Origin of the sequence: Mangrovimonas sp. ST2L15 (genome assembly GCF_001280515.1) — a bacterium.
Classification (GTDB): Bacteria; Bacteroidota; Bacteroidia; order Flavobacteriales; family Flavobacteriaceae; genus Mangrovimonas; species Mangrovimonas futianensis.
In genome coordinates, this window is sequence record NZ_LBIQ01000018.1 from 87,779 (window position 1) to 112,121 (window position 24,343).

General features: G+C 34.9%; 20 protein-coding genes. 8 read left to right on the forward strand and 12 right to left on the reverse strand.

All coding sequences use genetic code 11. The annotated features are described in order from the left end of the window. The first annotated feature begins 84 nt into the window (after positions 1-84). Entirely contained in the window at positions 85-939 is an 855-nt protein-coding gene (locus ZA07_RS01420; RefSeq protein WP_053969948.1) for a universal stress protein, read from the forward strand. Between the two features lie 143 nt (positions 940-1,082). Here ZA07_RS01420 and ZA07_RS01425 read toward each other — a convergent pair whose 3' ends face one another. Continuing rightward, on the reverse strand, positions 1,083-1,940 hold the full coding sequence (locus ZA07_RS01425; protein ID WP_053969949.1) for an OmpA family protein: 858 nt from the start codon (positions 1,938-1,940) through the stop codon (positions 1,083-1,085). Between the two features lie 199 nt (positions 1,941-2,139). Here ZA07_RS01425 and ZA07_RS01430 point away from each other — a divergent pair, with 199 nt between their 5' ends. Both ZA07_RS01430 and ZA07_RS01435 read left to right on the forward strand, forming a co-directional pair. Next, positions 2,140-3,021 (forward strand): carbon-nitrogen hydrolase, encoded by an 882-nt coding sequence (locus tag ZA07_RS01430; RefSeq protein WP_053969950.1) that lies wholly within the window; start codon positions 2,140-2,142, stop codon positions 3,019-3,021. Beyond that, positions 3,021-4,061 (forward strand): agmatine/peptidylarginine deiminase, encoded by a 1,041-nt coding sequence (locus ZA07_RS01435; protein WP_053969951.1) that lies wholly within the window; start codon positions 3,021-3,023, stop codon positions 4,059-4,061. Before ZA07_RS01430 ends, ZA07_RS01435 begins: the two co-directional genes overlap by 1 nt. A gap of 29 nt (positions 4,062-4,090) precedes the next feature. Here the strand turns inward: ZA07_RS01435 and ZA07_RS01440 are convergent, their stop codons facing one another. From ZA07_RS01440 to ZA07_RS01460, 5 genes are all read right to left on the reverse strand, one after another. Next, positions 4,091-5,494 (reverse strand): TolC family protein, encoded by a 1,404-nt coding sequence (locus ZA07_RS01440; RefSeq protein WP_082316482.1) that lies wholly within the window; start codon positions 5,492-5,494, stop codon positions 4,091-4,093. Next, positions 5,491-6,846, reverse strand: coding sequence for an HlyD family secretion protein (locus tag ZA07_RS01445; protein WP_053969952.1), 1,356 nt, complete (start codon positions 6,844-6,846; stop codon positions 5,491-5,493). Before ZA07_RS01445 ends, ZA07_RS01440 begins: the two co-directional genes overlap by 4 nt. Positions 6,847-6,849: 3 nt before the next feature. Further along, positions 6,850-8,499, reverse strand: coding sequence for a peptidase domain-containing ABC transporter (locus ZA07_RS01450; RefSeq protein WP_053969953.1), 1,650 nt, complete (start codon positions 8,497-8,499; stop codon positions 6,850-6,852). Continuing rightward, complete coding sequence (locus ZA07_RS01455) at positions 8,496-9,185, reverse strand: TetR/AcrR family transcriptional regulator (RefSeq protein WP_053969954.1); 690 nt, start codon at positions 9,183-9,185, stop codon at positions 8,496-8,498. Before ZA07_RS01455 ends, ZA07_RS01450 begins: the two co-directional genes overlap by 4 nt. 577 nt (positions 9,186-9,762) lie before the next feature. After that, a complete protein-coding gene (locus ZA07_RS01460) occupies positions 9,763-11,547 on the reverse strand; it encodes a prolipoprotein diacylglyceryl transferase family protein (RefSeq protein ID WP_053969955.1) in 1,785 nt (594 codons plus the stop codon). 144 nt (positions 11,548-11,691) lie between these two features. Between ZA07_RS01460 and ZA07_RS01465 the strand changes: the two genes are divergently transcribed. Next, positions 11,692-12,591, forward strand: coding sequence for a DUF6268 family outer membrane beta-barrel protein (locus ZA07_RS01465; RefSeq protein WP_053969956.1), 900 nt, complete (start codon positions 11,692-11,694; stop codon positions 12,589-12,591). Between the two features lie 6 nt (positions 12,592-12,597). Here ZA07_RS01465 and ZA07_RS01470 read toward each other — a convergent pair whose 3' ends face one another. Beyond that, positions 12,598-13,653, reverse strand: a complete 1,056-nt coding sequence (locus tag ZA07_RS01470; RefSeq protein ID WP_053969957.1) for an NAD(P)-dependent alcohol dehydrogenase — start codon at positions 13,651-13,653, stop codon at positions 12,598-12,600. 243 nt (positions 13,654-13,896) lie between these two features. On the opposite strand from ZA07_RS01470, the gene ZA07_RS01475 reads away from it, so the two are divergent. Together ZA07_RS01475 and ZA07_RS01480 are read left to right on the forward strand one after the other, a co-directional pair. Beyond that, positions 13,897-15,087 carry a histidinol-phosphate transaminase gene (locus ZA07_RS01475; RefSeq protein WP_053969958.1) on the forward strand — a complete coding sequence of 397 codons (1,191 nt, stop codon included), beginning with the start codon at positions 13,897-13,899 and terminating at the stop codon, positions 15,085-15,087. Further along, positions 15,087-16,193, forward strand: coding sequence for a hypothetical protein (locus tag ZA07_RS01480; RefSeq protein WP_053969959.1), 1,107 nt, complete (start codon positions 15,087-15,089; stop codon positions 16,191-16,193). Before ZA07_RS01475 ends, ZA07_RS01480 begins: the two co-directional genes overlap by 1 nt. A 78-nt stretch (positions 16,194-16,271) precedes the next feature. Here ZA07_RS01480 and ZA07_RS01485 read toward each other — a convergent pair whose 3' ends face one another. Then, positions 16,272-16,898, reverse strand: a complete 627-nt coding sequence (locus ZA07_RS01485; protein WP_053969960.1) for a hypothetical protein — start codon at positions 16,896-16,898, stop codon at positions 16,272-16,274. A 201-nt stretch (positions 16,899-17,099) separates the two neighbouring features. Continuing rightward, positions 17,100-18,209, reverse strand: coding sequence for an alkene reductase (locus tag ZA07_RS01490; protein ID WP_053969961.1), 1,110 nt, complete (start codon positions 18,207-18,209; stop codon positions 17,100-17,102). A 400-nt stretch (positions 18,210-18,609) separates the two neighbouring features. Here ZA07_RS01490 and ZA07_RS01495 point away from each other — a divergent pair, with 400 nt between their 5' ends. Continuing rightward, a complete protein-coding gene (locus ZA07_RS01495; RefSeq protein ID WP_053969962.1) occupies positions 18,610-19,497 on the forward strand; it encodes a bestrophin family protein in 888 nt (295 codons plus the stop codon). A gap of 25 nt (positions 19,498-19,522) precedes the next feature. Here the strand turns inward: ZA07_RS01495 and ZA07_RS01500 are convergent, their stop codons facing one another. Beyond that, complete coding sequence (locus ZA07_RS01500) at positions 19,523-20,209, reverse strand: TrkA family potassium uptake protein (protein ID WP_053969963.1); 687 nt, start codon at positions 20,207-20,209, stop codon at positions 19,523-19,525. Between the two features lie 12 nt (positions 20,210-20,221). Then, a complete protein-coding gene (locus ZA07_RS01505; protein WP_082316483.1) occupies positions 20,222-21,910 on the reverse strand; it encodes a TrkH family potassium uptake protein in 1,689 nt (562 codons plus the stop codon). A 289-nt stretch (positions 21,911-22,199) separates the two neighbouring features. Here ZA07_RS01505 and ZA07_RS01510 point away from each other — a divergent pair, with 289 nt between their 5' ends. Then, complete coding sequence (locus tag ZA07_RS01510) at positions 22,200-22,802, forward strand: nitroreductase family protein (protein WP_053969965.1); 603 nt, start codon at positions 22,200-22,202, stop codon at positions 22,800-22,802. Positions 22,803-22,871: 69 nt separating this feature from the next. Here ZA07_RS01510 and ZA07_RS01515 read toward each other — a convergent pair whose 3' ends face one another. Further along, the gene (locus ZA07_RS01515) at positions 22,872-24,179 is read right to left on the reverse strand and encodes a T9SS type A sorting domain-containing protein (protein ID WP_197276683.1); all 1,308 of its coding nucleotides are present in this window, start codon (positions 24,177-24,179) and stop codon (positions 22,872-22,874) included. Between the last annotated feature and the right edge of the window lie 164 nt (positions 24,180-24,343).

Consider the following 24,343-nt stretch of genomic DNA (forward strand, 5'->3'; position numbering starts at 1 on the left):
GGAGTCTTATAAAAGACAAATGACAAAAGTCACTCCTGATTTTGTAAATAAACCCTATCTTTAGATTAAAATTTAGGGATACACATGAAACACATTCTTTTACCTACAGATTTTTCAGAGAATTCTTGGGAAGCCATTCAATATGCCATGAATTTGTTCAAAAAACAAAGGGTCACTTTCTTTTTAATGCATTCCTATGAACCCCATGTATCGGCGCCATCAACAGCCGTGACTTCCAAACGTGCCAATTCCATCATAATGGATTCTATAAAGGAAGAAGCAAAAAATGGATTACAGGAAACGCTCAAAAAAGCTTTGGAATTAAATACAAACAAAGACCATCAATTTAAAACCATTATTATAAATGATTACTTTTTAGGAGCAGTACAAAGTACTGTGAGCAATATGAAAATTGATGCGGTTGTGGTGGGAACAAAAGGAGCTTCTGGCTTAAAAGAAGTTACCATAGGAAGTAATACTGCCAATCTTATTGGTAAATTAAAATGTCCCATAATCGCAGTTCCAAAAAATGTGGTTTTAAAATCCTTAAGTGACATAGGTTTCGCTTCTGATTATAGTATAAGTGAATATCACCATGGATTGGATTTATTGATTGAGCTGGCTTCCAATTTTAAATCTAAAATTTCAGTTGTTCATGTTATGAACAATTCTAAAGAATTATCTTCAGAAATGCGAGCAAATAAAATGATTTTAGAAGCTGAATTAAAACCTATTCCTATCGACTTCTATTGCATCACAGATGTTTCCGTTGAAGTTGGAACCCGCATTTTTAGCGAAAGTCGTCAATTGGACATGATGTGTGTCATAGCCAAACAACATGGTTTCTTTGATAAGTTGTTACATAAAAGCCAGAGCAAGTCCATTAGCCATCATGCCAAAGTTCCTTTGATCATTTTTAATCATGCCGCTTTTGCTTAATTGTAAGCCCTAGAAACAAAACCCTTTTTGCTTTTACACAGTATTTACCAAATAACATATATTTATTCTATAAAAAAAGGTTGCCGAGGGAGGCAACCTTTAATAGGATACAAGTGTATCCATAAGGATTAAGTTCAATGATATTATTTTTCAGATGCCGCTAATTCCTTTGTTTCAGCGCCCATTAAAGCGAAGAACTTATTGATATTAGGTAGGATAATAATATTTGTTCTTCTATTTTTTGATCTGTTCTCAGCAGAATCGTTTTCTGCAATTGGTTGATAAAAACTTCTACCAGAAGCAATCATTTTTTCTGGTGCTACACCATAATCATCTTGTAATTTTCTCACTACTGAAGTAGCTCTTAATACACTTAAGTCCCAGTTATCTGATACCTTAGCTGTACTAATACTTCTAGAGTCTGTATGACCTTCTACCATAACTTCAATACTTGGCTCAGAATTGATTACATCAGCCAACTTTTTTAAGATACCATCTGCTTTGTTGCTTACTCTGTAACTAGCAGTATTGAACAACATTTTATCAGAGATAGAAATCATAACTACTGTTTCATCAATATTGATGGCGATATCTTCATCTTCATCAATTTCTGTGGTATTCATCGACTTTTTCAAATTGTAAGAAACAGCTAAATTCATTGAATCCTTTAAAGTTTTGGCTCCAGCAAGTGCCTCAGGATCTACATTTTTTAATGTTTCATTCATTTTTTCTCTTACATCATTAGAAATGACAAGGTCATCACCAACTGTGACAATTTTGGAGTCATTTTCTTCTGTAAGAGAGCTGATTTTACTGTTGTAAGTATCTATTCTCGCTTGAATTTCATCAAATTTAGCTTCCAAATCTTCTTTTTCAACACGAGTTTTGGCTAGTTCGCTTTTAATTTGTCCGTTTTCCTCTTGAAGAGCTACGTATTTCTTTTTAGAAACACAGGAAAACATAAAAACACCGGTTAATAGTAAAATTGAAATTTTCTTCATAATATTTTGATATTGGTTAAATGTTCTATTGCATTTACGCACAGAATTAGATGTTAGACGCCTTCTTAACATTTTTTATGATTTTTATTTTAAAACAAGGGAGCTATCTTAAAGTCTGTTAATTATATAGTGTATCTTTTTTTGGTTTGTTTGTACCACTGATTATTTCTTACTTTTACATTATTAATTAAAAAATCATATGAGTAAGTATACCATAGCTGTTATTCAGTTAAATTTGAACAACACCCCTGAAAATAATTTAGAAAAATGTCAGGAATGGGTAAGGAAGGCCGCCGGTCAAGGTGCCGAAGTTATTTGTTTACCAGAACTTTACAGCAGTCATTATTTTTGTCAAAGTGAAGACGTTGATAATTTCGCTTATGCCGAACCTCTTTATAGCACCTCTTTTCAAGCATTCAGTGCTTTAGCTAAAGAGCTAGGGGTGGTAATCATTGTTCCATTTTTTGAAAAACGTATGGCTGGTATTTATCATAATAGTGCCTATATCATTGATACGGATGGAAGCGAAGCAGGATTATACAGAAAGATGCATATTCCAGATGATCCTCATTTCTATGAGAAATTCTATTTTACTCCCGGTGATTTAGGCTTCAAAAACAACCGTACCAAAAAAGGAAATATTGGAACCTTAATTTGTTGGGATCAATGGTATCCCGAAGCAGCTCGACTTACAGCTTTAAAAGGTTCTGAAGTCTTGTTTTACCCAACAGCTATTGGTTGGCATCCTAAAGAAAAAGATCAATATGGCCCAAACCAGTATGGTGCTTGGATGAATGTTATGAAAGGACATGCTGTGGCTAATGGTGTTTACGTAGCAGCTGCCAATAGAATAGGGTTGGAACAATATTTACCTGATACAGACGGAATTGAATTTTGGGGAGCTTCCTTTATAGTAGGCCCGCAAGGTGAAGTTTTAGCTCAAGCATCTCATGATCAAGAAGAGATTTTAATGGCTGAAGTAGATTTAGACCTACAAGAGAATGTGCGTCAAAACTGGCCATTCTTTAGAGATCGTAGAATTGATGCTTTTGAAGATATCACTAAACGCGCTTTGGATTAATGGCAAAGACAAACCGACGCATGCCCGCAGAATGGGAGCCTCAAGAAGGCGTCCTTTTATGTTTTCCTCATAATGGAAATGATTGGCCAGGGAAGTTTAAAGCCATTCAATGGGCTTTTGTGGAGTTCATTAAGAAGGTAAGTGCCTATGAAACGGTGTTTTTGGTCATTGCTGATGAAAAGCAACAGGACCGAGTAGCCACCATGCTAGATATTGCTCATGTAGATTTAAACCGTATTCAATTTATAAATCACAAGACCAACAGAAGTTGGATGCGTGATTCTGGACCCATCATTGTAAAAAATGGCAATCAAAGAGAGGCCTTAAACTTTAACTTTAATGGGTGGGCTAAATACCATAATTATCAATTAGATAGACACGTGCCAGAAAAAGTGTCCAAGACCTTAAAAACACCTTTAACACAAGTTATGTATAAAGGTAAACCCGTGGTTTTAGAAGGTGGAGCGCTAGAAGTTAATGGTCAAGGAACCTTATTAACTACGGAAGAATGTTTATTGGACCCAAAAATTCAAGTGAGAAATCCTGGATTAACCAAAGCCGATTATGAAGCCATTTTTAAAGACTATTTGGGGGTAACCAATACTATCTGGTTAGGTCAAGGGATTACTGGTGATGACACACATGGACATATAGATGATTTGGCCCGTTTTATTAATGAAGATACTATTGTTACAGTTATTGAAACCAATCCTGAGGATGTTAATTTCAAACCGTTACAAGATAATCTTAAAAGATTACAGGAAGCTAAACTTGAAAATGGTAACTCACCTAATGTGGTAACACTTCCTATGCCGAAACCTGTTTATTTTGACCACATTAGATTACCTGCCAGTTATGCCAATTTTCTTATCATAAACCAGTGTGTTTTAGTACCCGTGTTCAACGATGCTAATGATCGTGTGGCGCTCAACATTTTGGCGGAATGTTTTCCAGACCGCGAAGTCATAGGTATTCATGCCATTGATTTGATATGGGGATTTGGCACACTACACTGTTTAAGTCAACAAATACCTAAATAAAAGTAAAAAGAGCCTAACGAGGCTCTTTTTTATTCTGGTACTGTTGATATGACATTAAACAAATTTGCTTTAGAATTCAGGTAGTCATTCTCAACCGAAATGGCTTTTAAAACCGTTTCTATAAGCTTAGATTCCCTGCTATTCACAACAAACAGAGAGCTTTCTCCCAAGAAAAATTTACGTTCCTCAGCTTGCACCAATGTTTCATAATTTGTCACTAGTTCTTGAGCCACTTCATTTTGAATGCCGTAAGATTCAATTTCATTTTTTAAGGCTTCAATCTTATTTTTGAGCGTCAAGTTGGTTGATACTATTTCATACTCAAGATCCTGAAGTTTCAATTTAGCCAATTCAAAAGCACCACGCTCTTTCCTTAGGAAAAGAGGCAATTTTAGAGACAATCCCGATTTGTAATTGCGACCATTAAAACTATTAATCTCATCGGGAACTTCAGAAAGGAAATTATAATCGAAGGTAATGTCTGGTAAAAGCGCATTGGCTTTTAAGCGCTTATCAACTTCTTGGTTTTGGAACTTGTAATCAAGTGAAATCAATTTGGGATGATTTTCAATTTGAAAACTCTCAAGATCCAAATCGGTCAAACTCAACACTTGATCAATAAGATTTAATGTTTCTTCATCAGGGATGATATGATCTTCTAACTCTACAGGTATATTATTTTCTAACCAAAGATAATTGGATAATTCCAAGGTTGATTTTACAAATCCAATACGTGCTTTTTCCAAATTTAGCTTTCTTGAGTCTAAATTGATACGCGCCTCCAAAGTATCCACTGCAGGATATTCTCCTTCTTCATATCCTTTTTTAATACCTTCAAACCGAATTTGTGCATTTTCTAAAAAGGACTGATATGTTTGATAATTTCTATAATTTTTCAACCAAATAAAATACGTTTTGGAAGCTTGGTATAGAATATCATTTACCATCATTTGTAAGTCGGCCTTAGCTTGTTCCCTATACAATTTTGCCTGCTTTAAGGTGGCCATACGTTCATTCATAAACAACCCTTTGGCTAATGAAACAGACACACCCACCTGATAAACACCATCATCTGGAGTGTTGTTTTCCGGATTTAAATAATAGCCTTCATTATTATCTACTGCCGCTTTAAAATTAACACCGTACCAAGTAGGTATTTTAAAAGAACCATTGAAAAGCTTATAATACTCGGTGTCCTTGAAATTCTTTTTGGAATAATCCAACTCAATTTTAGGATCAAATCCACCTCGTGCTTTTATTAAATTGGCCTCACTTGCATTCAAAACCAAATTAGCTTGTTTCACTAAAGGATGAAATTGCTTCACATAAGCCAAAAACTCCTTAAAAGTCATCACATCAGGGTCGGGTTCTTGACCATAGGAGGGAAGGGTTATCCCTACCATGAGTACTATTAGAAAGCACTTTATTCTCATGATTTCTTTTCTTTAGTTTCGGTCTCACTTTGAGGTTGGTAGTAGTTAGGAGGGAAGCTGTTTAACTGCCTCCAAATTTCAAACCAAATAGGCACATCTTCTAATAAAGCCATGGTTCTAGCACCAGACCCCACACGAATCGCCTCAGGCCAAGGGTGATCATTTTGATCAGGACCTAAAAGAATACGATATTTTCCATTCGGACTGATAAAATTTTCAATAGCAACCACCTTCGCTCCATAAGTACCGTAAGATACATTTGGCCAACCACTAAATACGATTGCTGGCCATCCGTCGAATTGTACCCTTACTTCTTCACCTATGTGAATTAAGGGTAAATCAATTGGTCTTACATATGTTTCGACCGCCAAATCATGTTGTGCCGGCATAATACTTACCAACGCTTCACCTTCTTTAAAAGTTTCTCCCAATCCGCTAACAATGGCCTTATTAACAAAACCACTTTGAGGAGCAGTGACATAAAGCAAATCGCTTCTTCTTTTATAATTGACATAGGAGTTCTCTAACTTAGAAACTTGAACTTCGGTATCCAATTGAGCAGATTGTGCTGTGTACATATCACTTTCTGCCTTAGAAATTTTATCCGTATACTCTGCATTGATTCTAGAAAGTTCCACCTGCGCATTAATCACTTCATTTTGGCTTACCAAGTATTTATTTTCTTGAGCAATCAATTTGGCTTGGGTTTCCTGAAGTTTCAACTTCTTTTCTTCAACATCTTTTACTGCCTTTAAACCTTCATCCTGAAGAGTTTGAACCCTTTGAAATTGTCTTTCGGCAATTTGAAAATTGGTATTGGCAGCCTCCAGATCAATACTATCACTTTTCACTTTCAAATGAGCCTGTTTCAGTTTGTTCTCAGCCTGCTTATATTTTAATTGACGTTCATTTCTCAGTGCAGCAATTTGTCTGGATAAAGCAGAAACTTTCTCTTTGTAAGCTCCTACAGAGGATTCCTTGGCTATTTTCTGGGTATTGGTTCTTTCAACCAATTGGTTGTCAAAATACTCACTTTTGATTTCAGAAATATGGAGAATGGTATCACCTTTATTAACATAATCACCTTCTTTTACAAACCATCTTTCAACTCTTCCAGGGATTTGGGATTGAATGGTTTGTGGACGTTGTTCCGGTCGCAAAGTGGTCACGTTTCCTTGCCCCGTAATGGTCTGTGTCCAAGGTAAAAATAAAACAATCAGGCCCACCAAAGCAAAGGCCAATAAAAATCGGTTAAACTGCTTGTAATAACTCACATTAAAAATGTGTTTTCCCGATTTATATTCTCTCAAGGAGACTTTTTTATGTAATTGATTATTTGAAATGTTCAGCATGGTTTAAGCATTTTTTACAATGGCACCTTCTTTTAACCTAATTATTTGTTTACAAACTCGTTTCCAATACTCGTGATTGCTCACAACCACAAGGGTCCATGGATGTTCTGGTTCACCCAAAAAGTCAATTAAATTAATGACATCTTGTTCGTCAAACTTTTCCATGGAATCTTCAAGAATCAACAATTTTGGTCGCTTAACGATAGCTCTCGCCAAAACAATTTTTTTAGAAACTGTTTCTGATAAATGTTTTCCTTCTGGATATATCACAGTATTTAAACCTTTAGGTAACTGCTTAAAAAATGGTGTTAATCCTAATTTGTTTAATGCCCATAAAATATGTTCATCTGTGATGTCTTTATTCCCAAAGGTAATGTTGTCTCTCAAGGTACCTTCAAAAGGAGTTTCTTCAGATAAAGATAAACCTAAATGACCACGGTAATGATTGATACATAAACTCTCCATGGCATATGAGTTCAAATTTAATTGACCACTAGTAGGAAGAATAATTCCAGAAATCAAGCGCATTAAACTGGATTTACCAGCACCACTTTCACCAGCAATAATGGTGTGTTGCTTATGTTTAATAGAAAACTCTAAATTATTTAAAATAGGGGTATGCCTATTATCAACCTTATAGGTTGCCTGATTAAATTCTAAATCAATACCATTAGAAAAATCAGGAGTTTCTCCTTGTTGTGGTTCTAGTTTTTTGTCTACCAATTCTCCTAATTTCTCTATAGAAGTAAGAACATCATATAAGGTTTCTAAGTTGACTATAATTTTTTCAACGGAATTGATAACCAAAAGAATAATGATTTCTGCAGCAACAAATTGTCCAATATTCATTTGTTGATTTAATACCAAAGCACCACCAATAAATAAAAGACCAGCCGTAACCAACACTTTAAACCCGATCATTTGGGAGAACTGAATTACCAGAACTCTAAAGTGATTTTCTCTAGCATTCAGGTAATTGGCTACCAAGGTATCATTTTTATCCAGAGCATGACGGGTATTTCCAGCCAATTTAAAACTGGTGATGGTTCGGGCAATTTCTTCAATCCAGTGCACCACCTTATATTTATGCTTGGACTCTAAAATACTCGTATTCAAACCCTTTTCGGCTGTAAATTTGAATATCAAAAAGATCAGAATCAATAAAAGAAATCCAAAAACTATAAAAAATGGATGGTAAAAGCTTAAAAGAATTAAAGCAAAGATAATTTGGAGTAGGGCAGCGGGTACATCTACTAAAATCTTGGCCAATCCCTTTTGAATGGTAAGCGTATCAAAAAAACGGTTCGCCAATTCTGGCGGATAGTAGTTTCTGAATTCATCCATTTTTATTTTAGGAAACCGGTAGCTAAGTTCAAAAGAAGCCCGCACAAAAATACGCTGTTGTACGGTTTCAATAATACGTAACTGCATGAGTTGTAATAAACCAACAAATACAACTCCAATGGTAACCAAAATCACGAGGACTACCCAAGAACTGGATACTTGCGCACCTTGCACCATGTTAATAATGGCTTGAATTCCTAAGGGTAACGACAAACCCACAATACCCGCAAAAATAGCGTAGTAAATGATTTGAAAAATTGCCTTACGCTCAAGCCTAATCAGACCAATAAAACGTTTCCAAGTGGTCATAGAATTTGGGTTTTAGAGTTAATAGTATTAAGAACTAAATGTTGAAAATATTTGGTTGATGATTCTTCTTCACCAGCATTTGTTAGGGTCTTGAAATGATCCTTGAGAAAATGTTGGTGTAAAGCACCTTCAACAACTGTACTTGAAAGACTTTCGGGAAAAGGATAATCGGCGTTCACTTCATGAATCATATCTCTAATCCGTAGTACTAAATTTTTATAGATGTTGAAGACACCAGCTTTATTTTCCTGATCTACTTGTTTGGTTAAGAAAGACTTAGAGTTTTCATTGATTACAATACGATTTAGGGCCACCTCATTGATGTGGGAAAAGGTAGAGTCCTCAGTAGTACTTCTAGTAATGACTTGAATACCTTTTAATAATTTTTCTTCAGGATCTGTTAAACTATGTGTTTCAAAAACCAGTTGATATTCCAACCAGGCCCAATACCAGGAGGTCAAATAGAGCAGGAGCTTATGTTTACTTTCAAAATAACGATACATGGAACTCTCATTGGAACCCAGTTTTTCGCCTAATTTTTTAAAAGTAAAACATTCAAATCCCATTTCGTCAATCATCAGGATGCTTTCAGATACAATACGCTTTCCCAAATCAGAAGTTTCAGGATCTTTTATATAAACCTTTTCTGATACGGTAATCTTTAAATGATGTAATAATGATTTCATAACTCAGACATATGCATTACAAAAATAATAGTAATACTATTAATAAAGAGATTTTAACTTTTATTTAGTAGCATTTGATGGCGATTTATGGAATTATCAAAAGAAGGTAGTTTAAAATATGAGGTTCGTAATGAATTTTAATGCATGCGCACCAAAAGCTTTATTCTTAAAGCATGGAGCTCAGGGAATAACTAAAGTATTGAAATAGGTAATAATTGGCAGAAGGGGAAACACTTGAAATTTTCTATTTTACATAATATAAATTATAGGACAAATGTATTTATTTAAGCAATTTAACGGATGCTTGCATTTTACATAATTGCAGATATAACAACACTTAAATGTTTTATATCGATTGTAATTATGTAAAAGTTAATTTGCAAGTTCTTAATTATACAAATTGGAAAGCTTGAATGTTCCTTATATCATACTTTCCTCAATAGCTTTACTATAAATGAATCTAAGCCCTATAGGTTCTAAAACCATAAAAATTCAAGTTTCTGTAATTTGAATATCCTGCACCATGGTTCAAAAAATTTCAAATACGCGATTCTCAAAGAATGAAAATTAATAACTTTTACTTCTCCGTATGACCAAACCGATAGTTAACCGAGAATACAAATTTACCAGAAGCCTGATTATCTAGAATTTCAAAATTGTTTTCTTTAAAAATATACATGACTTCTACACCAAAGTGATCACTTAATAAGGCTTTGGCCGAAATATAGGGTGTTTCTAAATTCCAAATATAACCTCCCCTTAAACTATAATCCTCACTGAGCCCAAAAGCACTCCCCACGCTTGAACGCATATATAAGGTTGGGTATGGTGATGGCATTAGGAATCCATAATTAAAATCGGCGTCAAAATATTTTCTGGGTCCAACCCTAACATGAAATTCTGGAGTAAAATAATACGCTTTATTCACATCATCTATGTTACCAGAATCAATGGTTAAATCTTTGTTTATTCTTAAATTACCTACCTGAAAGCCTCCTCCAACACCTATCCATTTGCCATCAATTTTAAAGTATGGATTAAAGGCATAAATAAATTCAGATCGGCTTTCATTAGTATTTATTTCTGTGCTTTTAATATTCCCTCCAGACACATTTCCGCCAATTGTGTATGTTGTTTTCTTTTTTGTTATAACCTGAGAATATCCCAAACCAAATACTTGGTAGACTTGTTTATAATACGCGTGGTCATAAGCAGTTCCACACGACCCTTCGTAAGGATCAAACCTGACCTCATTGATATAATTTCCAAAGGAACCACCCACATCAAAACGATGGTATTTAGTAGTTTTGATTGTATCCTTTGGCAATGTTTGAGCAAACACTACAAACGGTGCTATTAAAAAAACGCTCGTTATCCAACGGTATTCCCTTAACTGAACTTCGGTAAAGAGGCTGTAAACCAAAAGAATAACCACCGGAATAAACTTCATCCAAACCACCATTAATTCATAACCCGTAAATAAATCTTTGACGGTATAGATTATCATGGAAATTAAAATGGAAACCATGAATTCGTTATGGAAGGACAAGGCATTTTTGCGTTCTGGAAACCATTCCAGTGACCTTCTTTTTTCATAACACAACAGAATCAAAACCACCAAAACACCATAAATCAACATACTCCAATGGAACATGCGTATTCCAAAAACATGCCAGGTATTGAATTGTGAACTATTAGGATCTCTTAAAAATTCAATGCCAAATCGCATCAAAAAAAACAATCCCACAGAAAACAATAAGCTGCTGGCATTCTTTTTCCAATACTTTTGACTTTTGTAAACCAAGAAAGCGATAAAAAACAGAAACAAACTATCATATATTTGAACCGGATGGACGCTTGCAGAAATAAGTGACTCTGCATCGATTAAACCCGAATACCAATGATGCAAATGTGCTTGAGTTCCTTTTGGATATTGCACGCTACCAAACCCCGAATAAAGCTGACCGTAGCAACACCCATTGAAAAAGCATCCCATTTTAACGATCCCCAGAGCCATTGGAGCACCCCAAGCATACAAATTCAAAATCAATTTATTAAACCCCAATAGGCGCTGTGCGATTAAAAGTCCTAACAAACCAAACAATAAGCCTCCCACCGCCGAACGATTTGAAAACTGCTGAGAGGAAGTCGTCAAGACATCCAACCAATCAGAAACTGGTATGGTAAATAATCTGGAACCTGTAATTGCAAATAAAGAAACGATACTTAAGATCAATAAAATAGATCTCATTCTGTAGCCTTGTTTTAAACTTTTATAAACGACTACTCCGAACAAAAAACCAAATGCGATAAGATAACTGGCTTTAAAAAACAATTGGGGATTACCTATTGAAACTTCCATAATGTACAGAGTTTAAAATAGGAAATTCGATGGTTAGTGCGGGCAGAAAATGCCTATACAATTTAACGAAAAAATGTTGATTTTTGAAGAAAAAACTGATTAAAAAAATTAACGTATCTTGATAATACCGTTAGCTTCAGAGGTATGAAATCTATTTTTTATATTTTATTTGGATTTGTTGCTGTTCAGGTATGGTCTCAAAATTATTTTAACCTGGGGCAACTAAGTTATACCAACACCCCTCAAAATAAATTTGATACCGGTCGTGGTCAAACACAAGTGGAAGAATTAGCTCTTCAATTTGAAGTCCCCATAGTAATCAGCGAACGTACTACCCTCCTAGCCGGATTCTTCACGAATCAGACCGCTGTTAAGCTAGATCCACATAGTCCTGAAACCAAACTGAAGGTGCTAGGACTGGGATTGGGTGTTCATAAAACATTTAATCCTACGTGGTCAGCCACTTTTATGGGATTTCCAAAAATCGCATCCGATGTGATTACTCTTTCGGGAAACAACACCCAATTCGCTTTTTTAACCTTAATTTCCCAAACCAAGCAAGCCAACCTAAAATACCGGTATGGCATCTATGCCAATACCGAAAAATATGGCTTGATAATCGTGCCTATTTTTGGGCTTTATTACCTTAGTCCCAATTCCAGATTGGATGCCAATTTGAACCTGCCTATTTTGGCAGACATCAACTATCTATTAAGAAAAAATCTATGGCTTGGTATTAAATTTGACGGCTTGGGAACCACCTATTACTTAAACAATCAGGCCTACTCCTCTTCTGGTGCTTATGCATCCAAAATATCCAATGAGATTTCCACGTATTTAAGATTTGCACTCACCAAATCCCTCTATTTTAACACCAAAATAGGCTATGCTCTTGGTAGAAGTTATGATGTCTATCAAGCGAACGATAAGGTAGATTTAAACCTAATTGCCTTTTACTTTGGTGACAACAGAACTCGGCTAAATGACCGGTTTAAGGACGGTGCTATTTTTAAAGTAGAACTATTATACAGGCTCCATTTTTAAAAATAATTAGCTCTTCAGGCTTGACATATCGATAACAAAACGGTATTTGACGTCGCTTTTTAGCATGCGCTCATATGCGTTATTAATATCCTGAATTTTAATGACCTCAATATCAGATGTTATATTGTGTTCTCCACAAAAGTCCAGTAATTCTTGTGTTTCTGCGATACCTCCAATCAAAGAACCAGCCACACTCTTTCTTCCCATAATCATGGGAACCGTTACCAACATGGGATCTAAGGGTCCCAAATACCCAACTACCACCAAAGTACCATTTGTGTTCAGCGTGTTTACGTATGGGTTTAAGTCATGTACATAAGGAACGGTATCAATTATAACATCAAATTTACCCATGACTTGTTCCATAGAAGCTTCATCCGTAGAAATGACTACATCATGTGCTCCCAACTTTTTGGCATCGTCTATTTTTCCTTTTGACCTTGAAAACAACGTAACATGAGCTCCTAGGGCATTGGCTAGTTTAATAGCCATATGTCCCAAGCCACCTAGGCCCACAACAGCTACCTTACTATCTTTCCCAACATTCCAATGACGCAACGGTGACCAAGTGGTAATACCAGCACACAAAACAGGTGCTATTCCAGCTAAATCAAGATTTTCTGGCACACTCAATACGAAGGCTTCATCAACCACTATAGTTTCAGAATACCCACCGTGGGTGTTGGTTTCCAAATGTTTGTCATAGCCCCCATAGGTGCCCACCCATTCTGGGCAATATTGTTCCAAATCGTTTTTACAGTTTTGACAGGTTTTACAGGAATCTACCAAACAACCTACTGCTACAATATCATCTACTTTGTGTTTGGATACCTTAGAGCCAACCTCTACTACCCTACCTACAATTTCGTGTCCGGGGACAACGGGATACTGTGTCATGCCCCAATCATTTTTTGCAAAATGCAAATCAGAATGGCAAACACCACAATATAAAATATCGATTTTCACGTCCGTATTAGTGACGGTTCTTCTGTCTATTTGTAGGGGCAACAAATCAGTTTCTGCGGATTCAGCTCCGTAAGCTTTAACACTGTAATGATTCATTGGAATAAATTTTAAATGATGTGTTCTAAATTTACGAAAAATTAACCTCAATTTATTGATAGCCAATAAAAAACCGAGACTAAAGATCCTTACACCTAAGGAAATAAAAAATCCAACGATTTGAAATATGAAAAATGAAGTAAATAACCCTATCTGTTAATTTATTTTTTAATTAAAATTAATTTTAACAGATTATTTCCATCTAATCATCTAAATTAGTTCATTTAATTCAAAGCACTCATCATGAAAACTTCTAATTTAAGTAGGCGTGATTGGTTAAAAAAAGGCGCTTTAACATTGGGAGGATTGGCCTTAATGCCTTCCGATATTTGGGCCCATGCTGTAGAGACAGCCCAAACCAACCAAACCAAATACCTTTTTCCAACTACCAACAGCTTCAATGAATTTACGCCTCCCAAGTTTTTGGATCCCGAATTAAAAGCCATTTTAAGAGCCAATGAAAATCCATATGGGCCTCCACCCCTTGCTGCTAAAGCTTTTCAGGAAGACGTTTTTTCGGGAAATAGATATGCGTGGAAGACTCTTAATGATTTAATAAGCATGATTGCTGAAAAGGAAAACGTCTCACCCAAACAGATTTTAATGGCTCCTGGCTCTTCTGATATTCTAGAAAAAGTAGCCATGGTCTTTTTTCAAAATGGCGGGGACGTGATAAGTGCCGACCCTAGTTATATGTCTTTGATTAACGTTTCAAAATCAGTTGGAGGTCAATGGAAGTCCTATAAGTTATTGTCCGATTCCCAACATGATTTAAAGGCAATGGAAAAAGCTGTGGACAATCAAACCAAATTGGTATATATCTGTAACCCAAACAACCCAACAGGTTCAATTACCAACGCTGAAGATTTAAAAACCTTTTGTAAAACGGTTTCCAAAAAAGTTCCTGTATTTGTGGATGAAGCTTATATAGAACTTTCAAATAACGGCATAACCGATAGTATGGTTTCCTTAGTGAGTGAAGGCCATGACGTTATGGTGGCTAGAACTTTTTCAAAAATCCATGGAATGGCTGGATTACGAATTGGTTACTTAGTTGGAAAAGAAGAGACCATTAACCGCATTAATGATATTACCCGTGGCGGTATGGGTATCACTGGCCCATCTATTATGGCTGCGACTACGAGTTTAAAAGGTCAAGAATTTTTAGATATGACCAAAACCAAAATTGCCGAAGCCAGAGTATATACTCAGAAGTATTTGGAGAAAAAGGGATTTAAATACCTGCCATCGCAAACCAATTTTATGATTTTTGAAATCGATATGGATGGGAATTCATTTCTAAAAGAAATTTATGGCCGACAGGTTGGCGTAAGAGCCTTTAAGTTCTGGGATAAAAACTGGTGCCGTGTGAGTATGGGAACCATGAAAGAAATGGAAATATTCACCAAGGCAATGGATGAAATTTTTGTCTAATGTCTGAAGCCATCATTAAAGCACTTTCGTTCGTTACTTTTATCATTATTGGGTTGCTATTAAAATCTAAATTCAATAATGCCGAGGAAGTTAACGGATTAAAGAAGATTATTTTGTTGGTGGCTCTCCCCTGCACCATTTTTGTAGCGTTATTAAAGATTTCATTGCATGTAGAGTTGTTGCTTCTGCCGCTTTTTGCCTTAGGTTTTAATCTGTTTTTATTTGTCATTACCCCAGCCCTATTAAACTTGGTTGGAATCAAAAATAAATCTATTGCAAATACAGCCAAATTGCTAATTCCTTCTTTAGCTCCCGGATTATCATGCTTTCCGTTTATTTTAGAATTTTTAGGAGAACCTTATTTGGCCAAGGCCGCCATGACCGATTTGGGAAATAAGTTCTTTGTTCTTTTTATTTTATATCTGGTTGCCATCAAATGGCATTACCGTAATAAGAATAACAAACAAGAATCTGATTTAACACGATTAAAAACCTTGGTGAAGGTCATGTTATTTGAACCCATTAATCTTTTGATAATTCTAGCCTTGATTTTGCTTGTTTCCGGTATTTCACTTGCTGATTTACCACTGTTTTTACATGAAAACTTAAACCGATTGAGTTTGATAATGACACCCTTGGTCTTACTGTTTATTGGTTTGGCTGTAAAAATTAAAAAGAAACAACTGGGACAGGTATTTTCTTTACTTATGCTGCGCTATGGCATAAGCTTACTTCTAATCGCCGGTGTGGTTGCAGCATTAAAAATCCAAACAAATCAAGATGTATTATTTATGGTAGCCTTTGGCTTGAGTGCCTGCAGCTTTTGGCCCTTTGCACATATTTCATCTATAGCTGCTAAAGAAATGGATTTGCCCGATCATCAAAAAACTTTTGACAACCAATTTGCCTTAGGTCTATTAGCAATGTCTTTACCGCTTTCGGTGCTACTAATACTAATTATTTTTACAACTGGAGACACGTTTACAAATCCATTGCCTATCATCTTATTGGCAACAGGTTTAATTACTATTGGCTCCCTTTTTACCATCTTCAAATGGGTAAAGAATCAGGTTATATTGAAAAGTGATTTGAGAAAAATAAACTAATTCATTAAAAATAGAACTTAAAAAAAACTTCTTAATTTTCATTAAGAAGTTTCACATCATCATAATTATTAAACAAATCTATTTAAATAATTCTGCGTTTTCCTTTAATACAATATCCTTATTAGCCACATACATATCACCCATTTTTTCAGTTTTCAGGATAATATCTAAGTTCTTTTTTGCCAATTTTTTACGGCACATTTTAGTTAAATAAGGATCATCATCAAATACAAAAGAAGGTAACCCATAAGCTTCTTTTCCTTCTTCTTTAATAGTAGGATGTATCAATCGTAATTCTTTACTATGAGGGTAAGAACCTGGAATAAAGGTGTAAAACGTATAAGAACCATTGGCGTCTGTTTTTACCCAACCTCTATGCTTTACATACTTTTTTTGTCTATCGTAATTGACATCATACATACCAGTTTCATCGGCCTGATAAATAAAAACAATGACATCTTGAGCAGGCGTCACACCATCACTTTTATAAACAGTCCCTGTAATTTTTAATGGATTTTCCTTGGATTGAAAATCTGGGATACTGTCGGTATTGCTCAACTGACTTTCGGTATAATCATAGATAGGATTTCTGGTCATGTAATCAAATGGGACTTCTTCCAAAACTTGAGCCCTATCTTGCGCATGAACCGTCTGAAAAGTAGTAGACAAAGTAATGAAAACAAGGAATAATAATAACTTTTTCATGAGGTATTATTTAATTAATCGGTTTAAAATTAATTGATTAACTAAACGCCACATAAAAAATCTTATGAACTAAAAAAATACACGATTAACCGAAAATAGGTTCAAAAAAATTCGATAAAATACCGTTTATCAAAATTTGGATGCAAAAAAAATACCATCAGAAGAAAATCAGATGGTATTTCCATAATTATTATAAGTCCTTTAAGATGCTACCTGTTCGCTTGCTTTTGGATAGTCGGTATATCCTTCACTTCCTGGTGTATAAAAAGTATCTTGATTCCATTCGGCCAATTCCAAATTATTAGCGAAACGTTCCACTAAATCCGGATTTGAAATAAATGGTTTTCCGTATGCTACCAAATCGGCATCTCCATTTTCAATGACCTGATTTCCCTTTTCTTGATCAAAATTAGAGTTAATAATCAAGGTTCCATTATAAAGCGGTCTAAAATGTTTGGCTATTTCGGTCACCGCATATGATATATCCGAAACATCTGTAAACGGTTCTGAAAGGTGTATATAAGCCAAGTCATAATCGTTTAATTTTTTAATAATATATTCAAAGGTTGGTATGGTTTCTTCATCCATTGTCATTCCGAAAACACCATTTAAAGACGGATTAAAGCGGGCCCCTATCTTTTGCTCTGGCATCACTTCTTTAATGGCATCTAAAACCTCGAAAAAGAAACGTGCTCTGTTCTCTATACTTCCACCATACTCGTCTATACGCGTATTGGATGTGGCGTTGAAGAACTGGTGAAATAAATATCCGTTTGATGAATGTATTTCTACGCCATCAAATCCAGCTTCCATAGCATTTTTTGCTGCCTTCTTAAAATCTTGAATGGTACGAAGTATATCCTCCTTGGTCATTTCCTTAGGGGCAACTGTTTCTTTAAATCCTTCTGGTGTGTAAGATTGGGCATTCGGATTGATAGGCGATGGCGCCAATGGTAATTCTCCATTATGAAAATCTGGATGAGACATTCTACCTACATGCCATAACTGAATAAAAATCTTTCCTCCTTCATTATGAACTTTATCTGTTACCAATTTCCATCCCTCAACCTGCTCTTTACTATGTATACCTGGTGTGTTTATATAACCAACAGCCTCTTCAGATACCTGAGATCCCTCAGAAATAATTAGACCAGCACTTGCTCGCTGTTGATAATAAAGCCCTTGAAGATCTTCTGTTGGTTTTTTCTCTGCATTATTGGCTCTACTGCGTGTCATAGGAGCCATGACCACTCTATTTTTTAAATCTAAATTATTTGATTGATATGGTTGTACTAAAGCTTGTTTACTCATATTATATGTTGGATTTAAGTATTAAATTATTTTGATTTTTTAAAATTAGTAAACATGGTATTATTTTCCTAGGTAAATTGATTGTTTAACTTCAATTTATGAAACTTAAATAAATTAAAAAATGGAAAGCGGCCTAAACCTCGTTTTAGACCGCTTTTCAAAAAACTCATTAATCAACTATTCTATAGGAAGAATAAACCCATCAATCAAAAAACTAAATGTTCATCCAAATTACTTGGTATCAATCATTATAAATATCAACTAACTTATTTACAGTATAAATATACGAATTTTGTTTCACTTTTTAAACTTTTTGTTAAACAAAATTGTTTATTTCTTTTGCACCATCCGTTCCGATTCTATATTTCTAAAATTGTTCTCATTTTTTATATTTGTTTCTATGGAAATTTATAACCCAAAAGAATGGTTTAAGGCTGTATTTTACGTTCATAAATCAGATACGTTAAGAAAACTGACTCCTTATTTGTTTATTACAGCCGCCTTTTCATATGGTGTTGCCTACTTAGAATTGGAATATTTTAATCTATCAGCCAAACACTGGGTAAAGAACATTACCGTAGTACATAATTTATTGGGTTTTGCATTATCCTTACTATTGGTTTTTAGAACCAATACGGCATATGATCGTTGGTGGGAAGCCAGAAAGCAATGGGGCGCCCTTACCAATACCAGTAGAAATTTAGCCCTTAAAATGAATGCCTTACTCCCTAAAGATGACAAAGCAAATCGTCATTTTTATAGAAAAGCGATTCCCATGTATTCCCAAAGTTTGTATGCATTCTTAAGGTCTGATTATTCAACCTTCATGTTGGATGAAAATGAGCACCCAGAACTTGGAGATGCCTTCAGTAAAAAGAAGCACGCTCCCAATCAAGTAGCCTCGCTCCTATTTAAAAAAACGAATATCTTATATCAACAAGGGATTATCTCAGGTGAACAGTTATTAGCTGTAAATAATGAATTGGAAGGATTTACCAATATATGTGGTGCTTGTGAACGAATTAAAAATACACCTATCCCCCATTCTTACAGTACCTTCTTAAAAAAGTTTATTGTTTTTTATGTCGCTACTTTACCCATGGGATATGTGTTTTCTCTAGGGTATTTTGTCTCTTTAGCAGTACCTTTTGTTTTTTATGTATTGGCTTCATTAGAACTTATTGCTGAAGCCATAGAAGATCCGTTTGGTTGGGATTCGGATGATTTACCAATAGAAAAAATGGCTGAGAATATGAAAAAACACACCCATGAAGTGTTGCTGCCCTAGAAGATTTTCTTGATGTTAATAAAGACTACTTAGATTGTACAAATCTATTGATATCTTTCTTGGCACCGTAGACTACCAAAATATCTTCCTTATGAAGCACATAGTTGGGATCGGCCACTCCATGAACCTTGAAAACTTGCTTTGAGGTACCTAATAAATTCTTTTCTTCGGAAGCGGACATGGTGGTCAATATAAGCAGATTGAAATTTTCTCTAATATTTATATCCTTTATGGTTTTGCCATAAAATTGTTTTGGCACATTAATTTCAACAATACTGAATTCCTCACTTAACTCAAAGGAATCCAAAATTCCCTTTAGACATAATTTTTTGGCCCATCTTTCCGCCGATTCTTGTTCCGGATGAACAATTTGATGTATACCGATGGCATACAATACTTTTTCATGAAGGGAATCAATAGCTCTACTAACCAATTTTTTCACATTCATGTTTTTAAAAAGAGCTGTTGCCATTACATTGGCACCCCTGTTTTCACCAATGGCTATGACCACCATATCAGTATCTTTAAGGGGCAATCCAGACACGGTAAACTCATCTGTGGCATCCATGCAAATGGTATGGGAAATCTTCTCCTTATAGCTCTCCACTTTATCCATACTAGTATCAATACCTATAACCTCATTGCCTTGTTCTGTAAGTTTGACGGCTAGAGCCGATCCAAAACTTCCTAATCCAACAACAATATATTTCATAACAACATCTTTTTAATTGATTGTAATTTCCTCTGTAGGATATCTGTAATTCTTCTGTTTCACCTTTTTAAATAGTGCGATAAGAATAGTCAACATACTTACTCTCCCAATAAACATAATCGCAATGATGACAAATTTACTAAGGGGACTCAATGCAGCAGTAATACCAAGACTTAAACCAACCGTACTATATGCTGAAAAACATTCAAAAGCGATATCTAATAATTTCATGTCTTTGTCGAAAATGGAAATTAAGATAATCCCAGTTCCAATCACCATAAGCGATAAAGAAATGGCTGCAAAGGCTCTTCTCACTGAAATTTCTGCAATCTCTCTCCTAAAAATTTCGATTTTGGTTTTTCCTTTTGCCAAACTCAAAAAATTTAGGGTTGCTATGGCAAACGTATTGGTTTTAATACCACCTCCAGTAGATGCTGGTGAAGCTCCCACCCACATCAGAAAAAAGATTAACATGACCGTAGAAAAATGTAATTCGGCCATATCTATGGTATTGAATCCTGCCGTTCTGGGTGTAGTTGCCCCAAATAAAGCGGTTACAAACTTTCCAAATGCGCTATGTTCTGCCAAAGTATTATTATACTCATCAATAAAAAATGCTATCGTCCCGACTATGGTTAAAATGGCTGTTGTCACCAAGGATATCCTACTATTGATGTGTAATACCCAGGGTTTATACGTTTCTTCCATCCCTGATAAATAGAATACCTTTCTATTAATGAAATACTTGATATACTTCAAAAGGTTTACCACTATAGGAAAACCCAATCCACCTAAAACAAAGGCTACAATTAATACAAGTTGGAGCACATAGTTGTACCTAAATCCATCTTCATAAATACTATTCGACAATGTGGAAAAACCGGCATTACAAAAAGCTGAAATACTGTGAAAAACTGAAAAAAAGATCCTATCAAAAAAACTTTCAAATAGATCTTTGCGAACACTTACAAAAATGAGGACCGAAGCCACAATTTCGATAGAAAAAGTAATGGCCAAAATCCGCTTAAAAGTTGTAAATACCTCTCCCAGCTTATTGGCTCCTGTCATGTCACTTAACGTCTGCTGGTTTTCATAACTAGAGCCTCCTTTAAAAAAGTAGCTAAAATAACTGGCCACTGTCAATATCCCAATACCACCTGCCTGAATAAGTGCTAGAATAACAGATTGTCCAAACACAGTAAAATAACTACCTGTATCTACCACAATTAACCCCGTTACACAAACAGCACTTGTAGAAGTAAACAAAGCATCTAAAAATGATAACCCTTCATAAGTTGCATTCGGGAGCATAAGTAATAAAGTCCCAACCAAAATGATTCCAAAAAAACTCATGATAAACAACTGAGCGGGATTCATCAAGGTTTTTTTGTAACTAATATTTTGTTCTGAAAACTCCCTTATAAAGGTTAATAGGATAGCAAATTTTACCCAATTGTCATTGTATAAAAAAGAAATATGCTTGTGAGCCTCTTCTCCCAAAAAATGAGCGTATAGGATATTTACCGTAATTAGGATAGTAACTACGTCAAAAATAATGACTGACCGTTTAATTTCTTTTAGCTTCTCAATATATCTCAGAATGGTCACGCCAATTCCCAAACCTATAACCACAAAATAAAACGTATTGAAAATTCTTTGGATCTCCAATGATTTGTCATAACCAAAATCCAGCAAAAACATCAACACACCTAACACGCTTGAAAGGAAGGCTAAATGATAAAGAAGTTTTGAAGTAAAAAAATTTTCTTTTTTAAAGGGACTCAAAGCATCTATTTTTATTTGTCATATAATTTGGTGTCTTATAAAAACAGAAAATAATTATGACTTTGAACAAGCAAAAGTTCAAAATAAAAATGACAGATTCAAAGAAATATCGAAATTCTTTTTAAAAAAACAAAAGCATCAAAAATTGACACAAGGATTTTAACGATTGCCTTAAAAACTCTATAATAATTGGTATTTTAGTCTCATGGAAAAAATAAAAAAATCAATAAACAAAGAAACACCCGTATCCCATGATATCCATCCATTAATAAAAAACAGATGGAGTCCTAGGGTTTTTGATGAGCAAATGGTAAGTGAAGAAGACATGAAAACGCTTTTTGAAGCAGGTAGATGGGCTCCAAGCTCCAATAATCTGCAACCATGGGCCATTATTTGGGGAGAAAAAGGAAGTGAAACGTACGAAAGAATTTATAATGTTTTAAGTGATTTTAATCAAGGATGGGTTAAAAATGCCCCTATCCTTCTTCTTACAGCTTACAATACCAAAAACCCAAATGGCAATGAAAATTTTCATGCACTTCATGATGTAGGATTGTTTATGGCTACTCTAAGTATTCAGGCAGAATCCATGGGAATAGCGGTCCATCAAATGGGAGGTGTAAAACATCAAGATGCAAAAAAGGAATTTAATTTACCTGAGGATTATCATATAGCGACATCTGCAGCCATTGGATTTTATGGCGGAGATCCTGATAAACTTCCAGAAGACTTAAAAGAATCCGAATTGGAAGAAGTTAGAAAACGTAAAGATCAAAAGGAATTTATTTTTAAAGGGGATTTTAAATAATAGTAACCCATTCCTAATTTGATCAAGTTTATTTGGAGGGAGTATTTTCTAATAGCTCTCTCCTTTTTTTTACTTGACCACCAGCTTTTTAATGGTCTTTGATTCCGTATTGTGAATTGAAGCCATATAGATTCCTGCTGATAGTTGCGAGACATTCACCGTAGAAGACTGCATAGGCAATGATTGTTGAAAAATTAAATCGCCTCTTAAGCTAAAAATCTCCAAAACACTGTCATTAGGAGCATTAGAAATTGTTAAGGTATCCATAACTGGATTTGGGTAAATGCGAATGGTTTTATCCTCTAATTCAACATCCTTAACCGAAAGAGTAGCACATTCCTCTTCATTAGCTACAAAAAATGTATTACCTCCTATGTTCCAATTAGCAAGAGTTACGGCTGTAGTTTCATCGACCATAATACATGACAAAGACTCATTACCTGACATGTTAAATTCAACAATATTTCCATTATTGCCATTTCTTAAATCAACAGTTGTCAATTCATTATTCTGGCACTGTATTCTCCTCAAAACCCCATTATCTGATAAATCCAAGGATGTCAATTGATTATTAGCTGCATAAAACAAACTTAATTGTGGATTGCTACTTAAATCGATATTTGTAACCTCATTATTGAACATAAGAATTTTCTCCAATAGTGGATTGCTGCTCACATTTAAACTGGTTAAACCATTATTTGAGCAGTTTAAATATGATAATGCAGGGTTATTTTCTAGATTCAAATTGGATATATTGGATTGGGAACAATCTAATATTTCTAACAAAGTATTATTGCTAATATCTAGATTTGAAAGATTATTGGTGCCAACAAACAAGCTCTTTAGATTGGTATTCAATGAGACATCGATTGTGTTTAAATTATTTCCATAGCATAACAAAAACTCCAATCCAGGATTTCCCGAAACATCTAATGAAGACAAATTATTTAAATTACAGGATAAATATTCGAGGTTGAGATTATTTGAAACATCTAAACTGGAAATGTTATTATTACTGATGTCAAGTTCTTCCAGCTCTAAATTGGCCAGAATATTTAAAGCGCTTAACTGATTGTCTTTGATATCTATAGATTTTAAATCTATATTTTGACTTAAATCAACTTCTTCCAAATTATTGGAATAAACATTCAAATGTCTTAAACTTATAAATGCTTCGATACCATCAAGATTGTGAATAAAATTGTCAAAAATATTAAGGGTGGTCACATTTTCAGCATCACAATTCAAAATATCTCCTGTCATTCCATTGGTATCAATACCCAGGGTCACAAGAGCCTGTTCAAAATTGGTATCTGGAATGGGGGTTGATTGAGACCATGCAAAGGAAGAAACCGCAGTTAAAATAAAAACTGACAAGAAGTACTTTACGGTATTCTTTGGGTAAAAAACCATAATCGTCAATAGCTTACAAAGGGATTATTAATAGCAAGTCAAATATATCATAATGAAGGAATTAATGCATATTTAATCGATAGGAGAATAATTAATCCGTTAAGTGACTTCTCTTGTATGTAAACTTC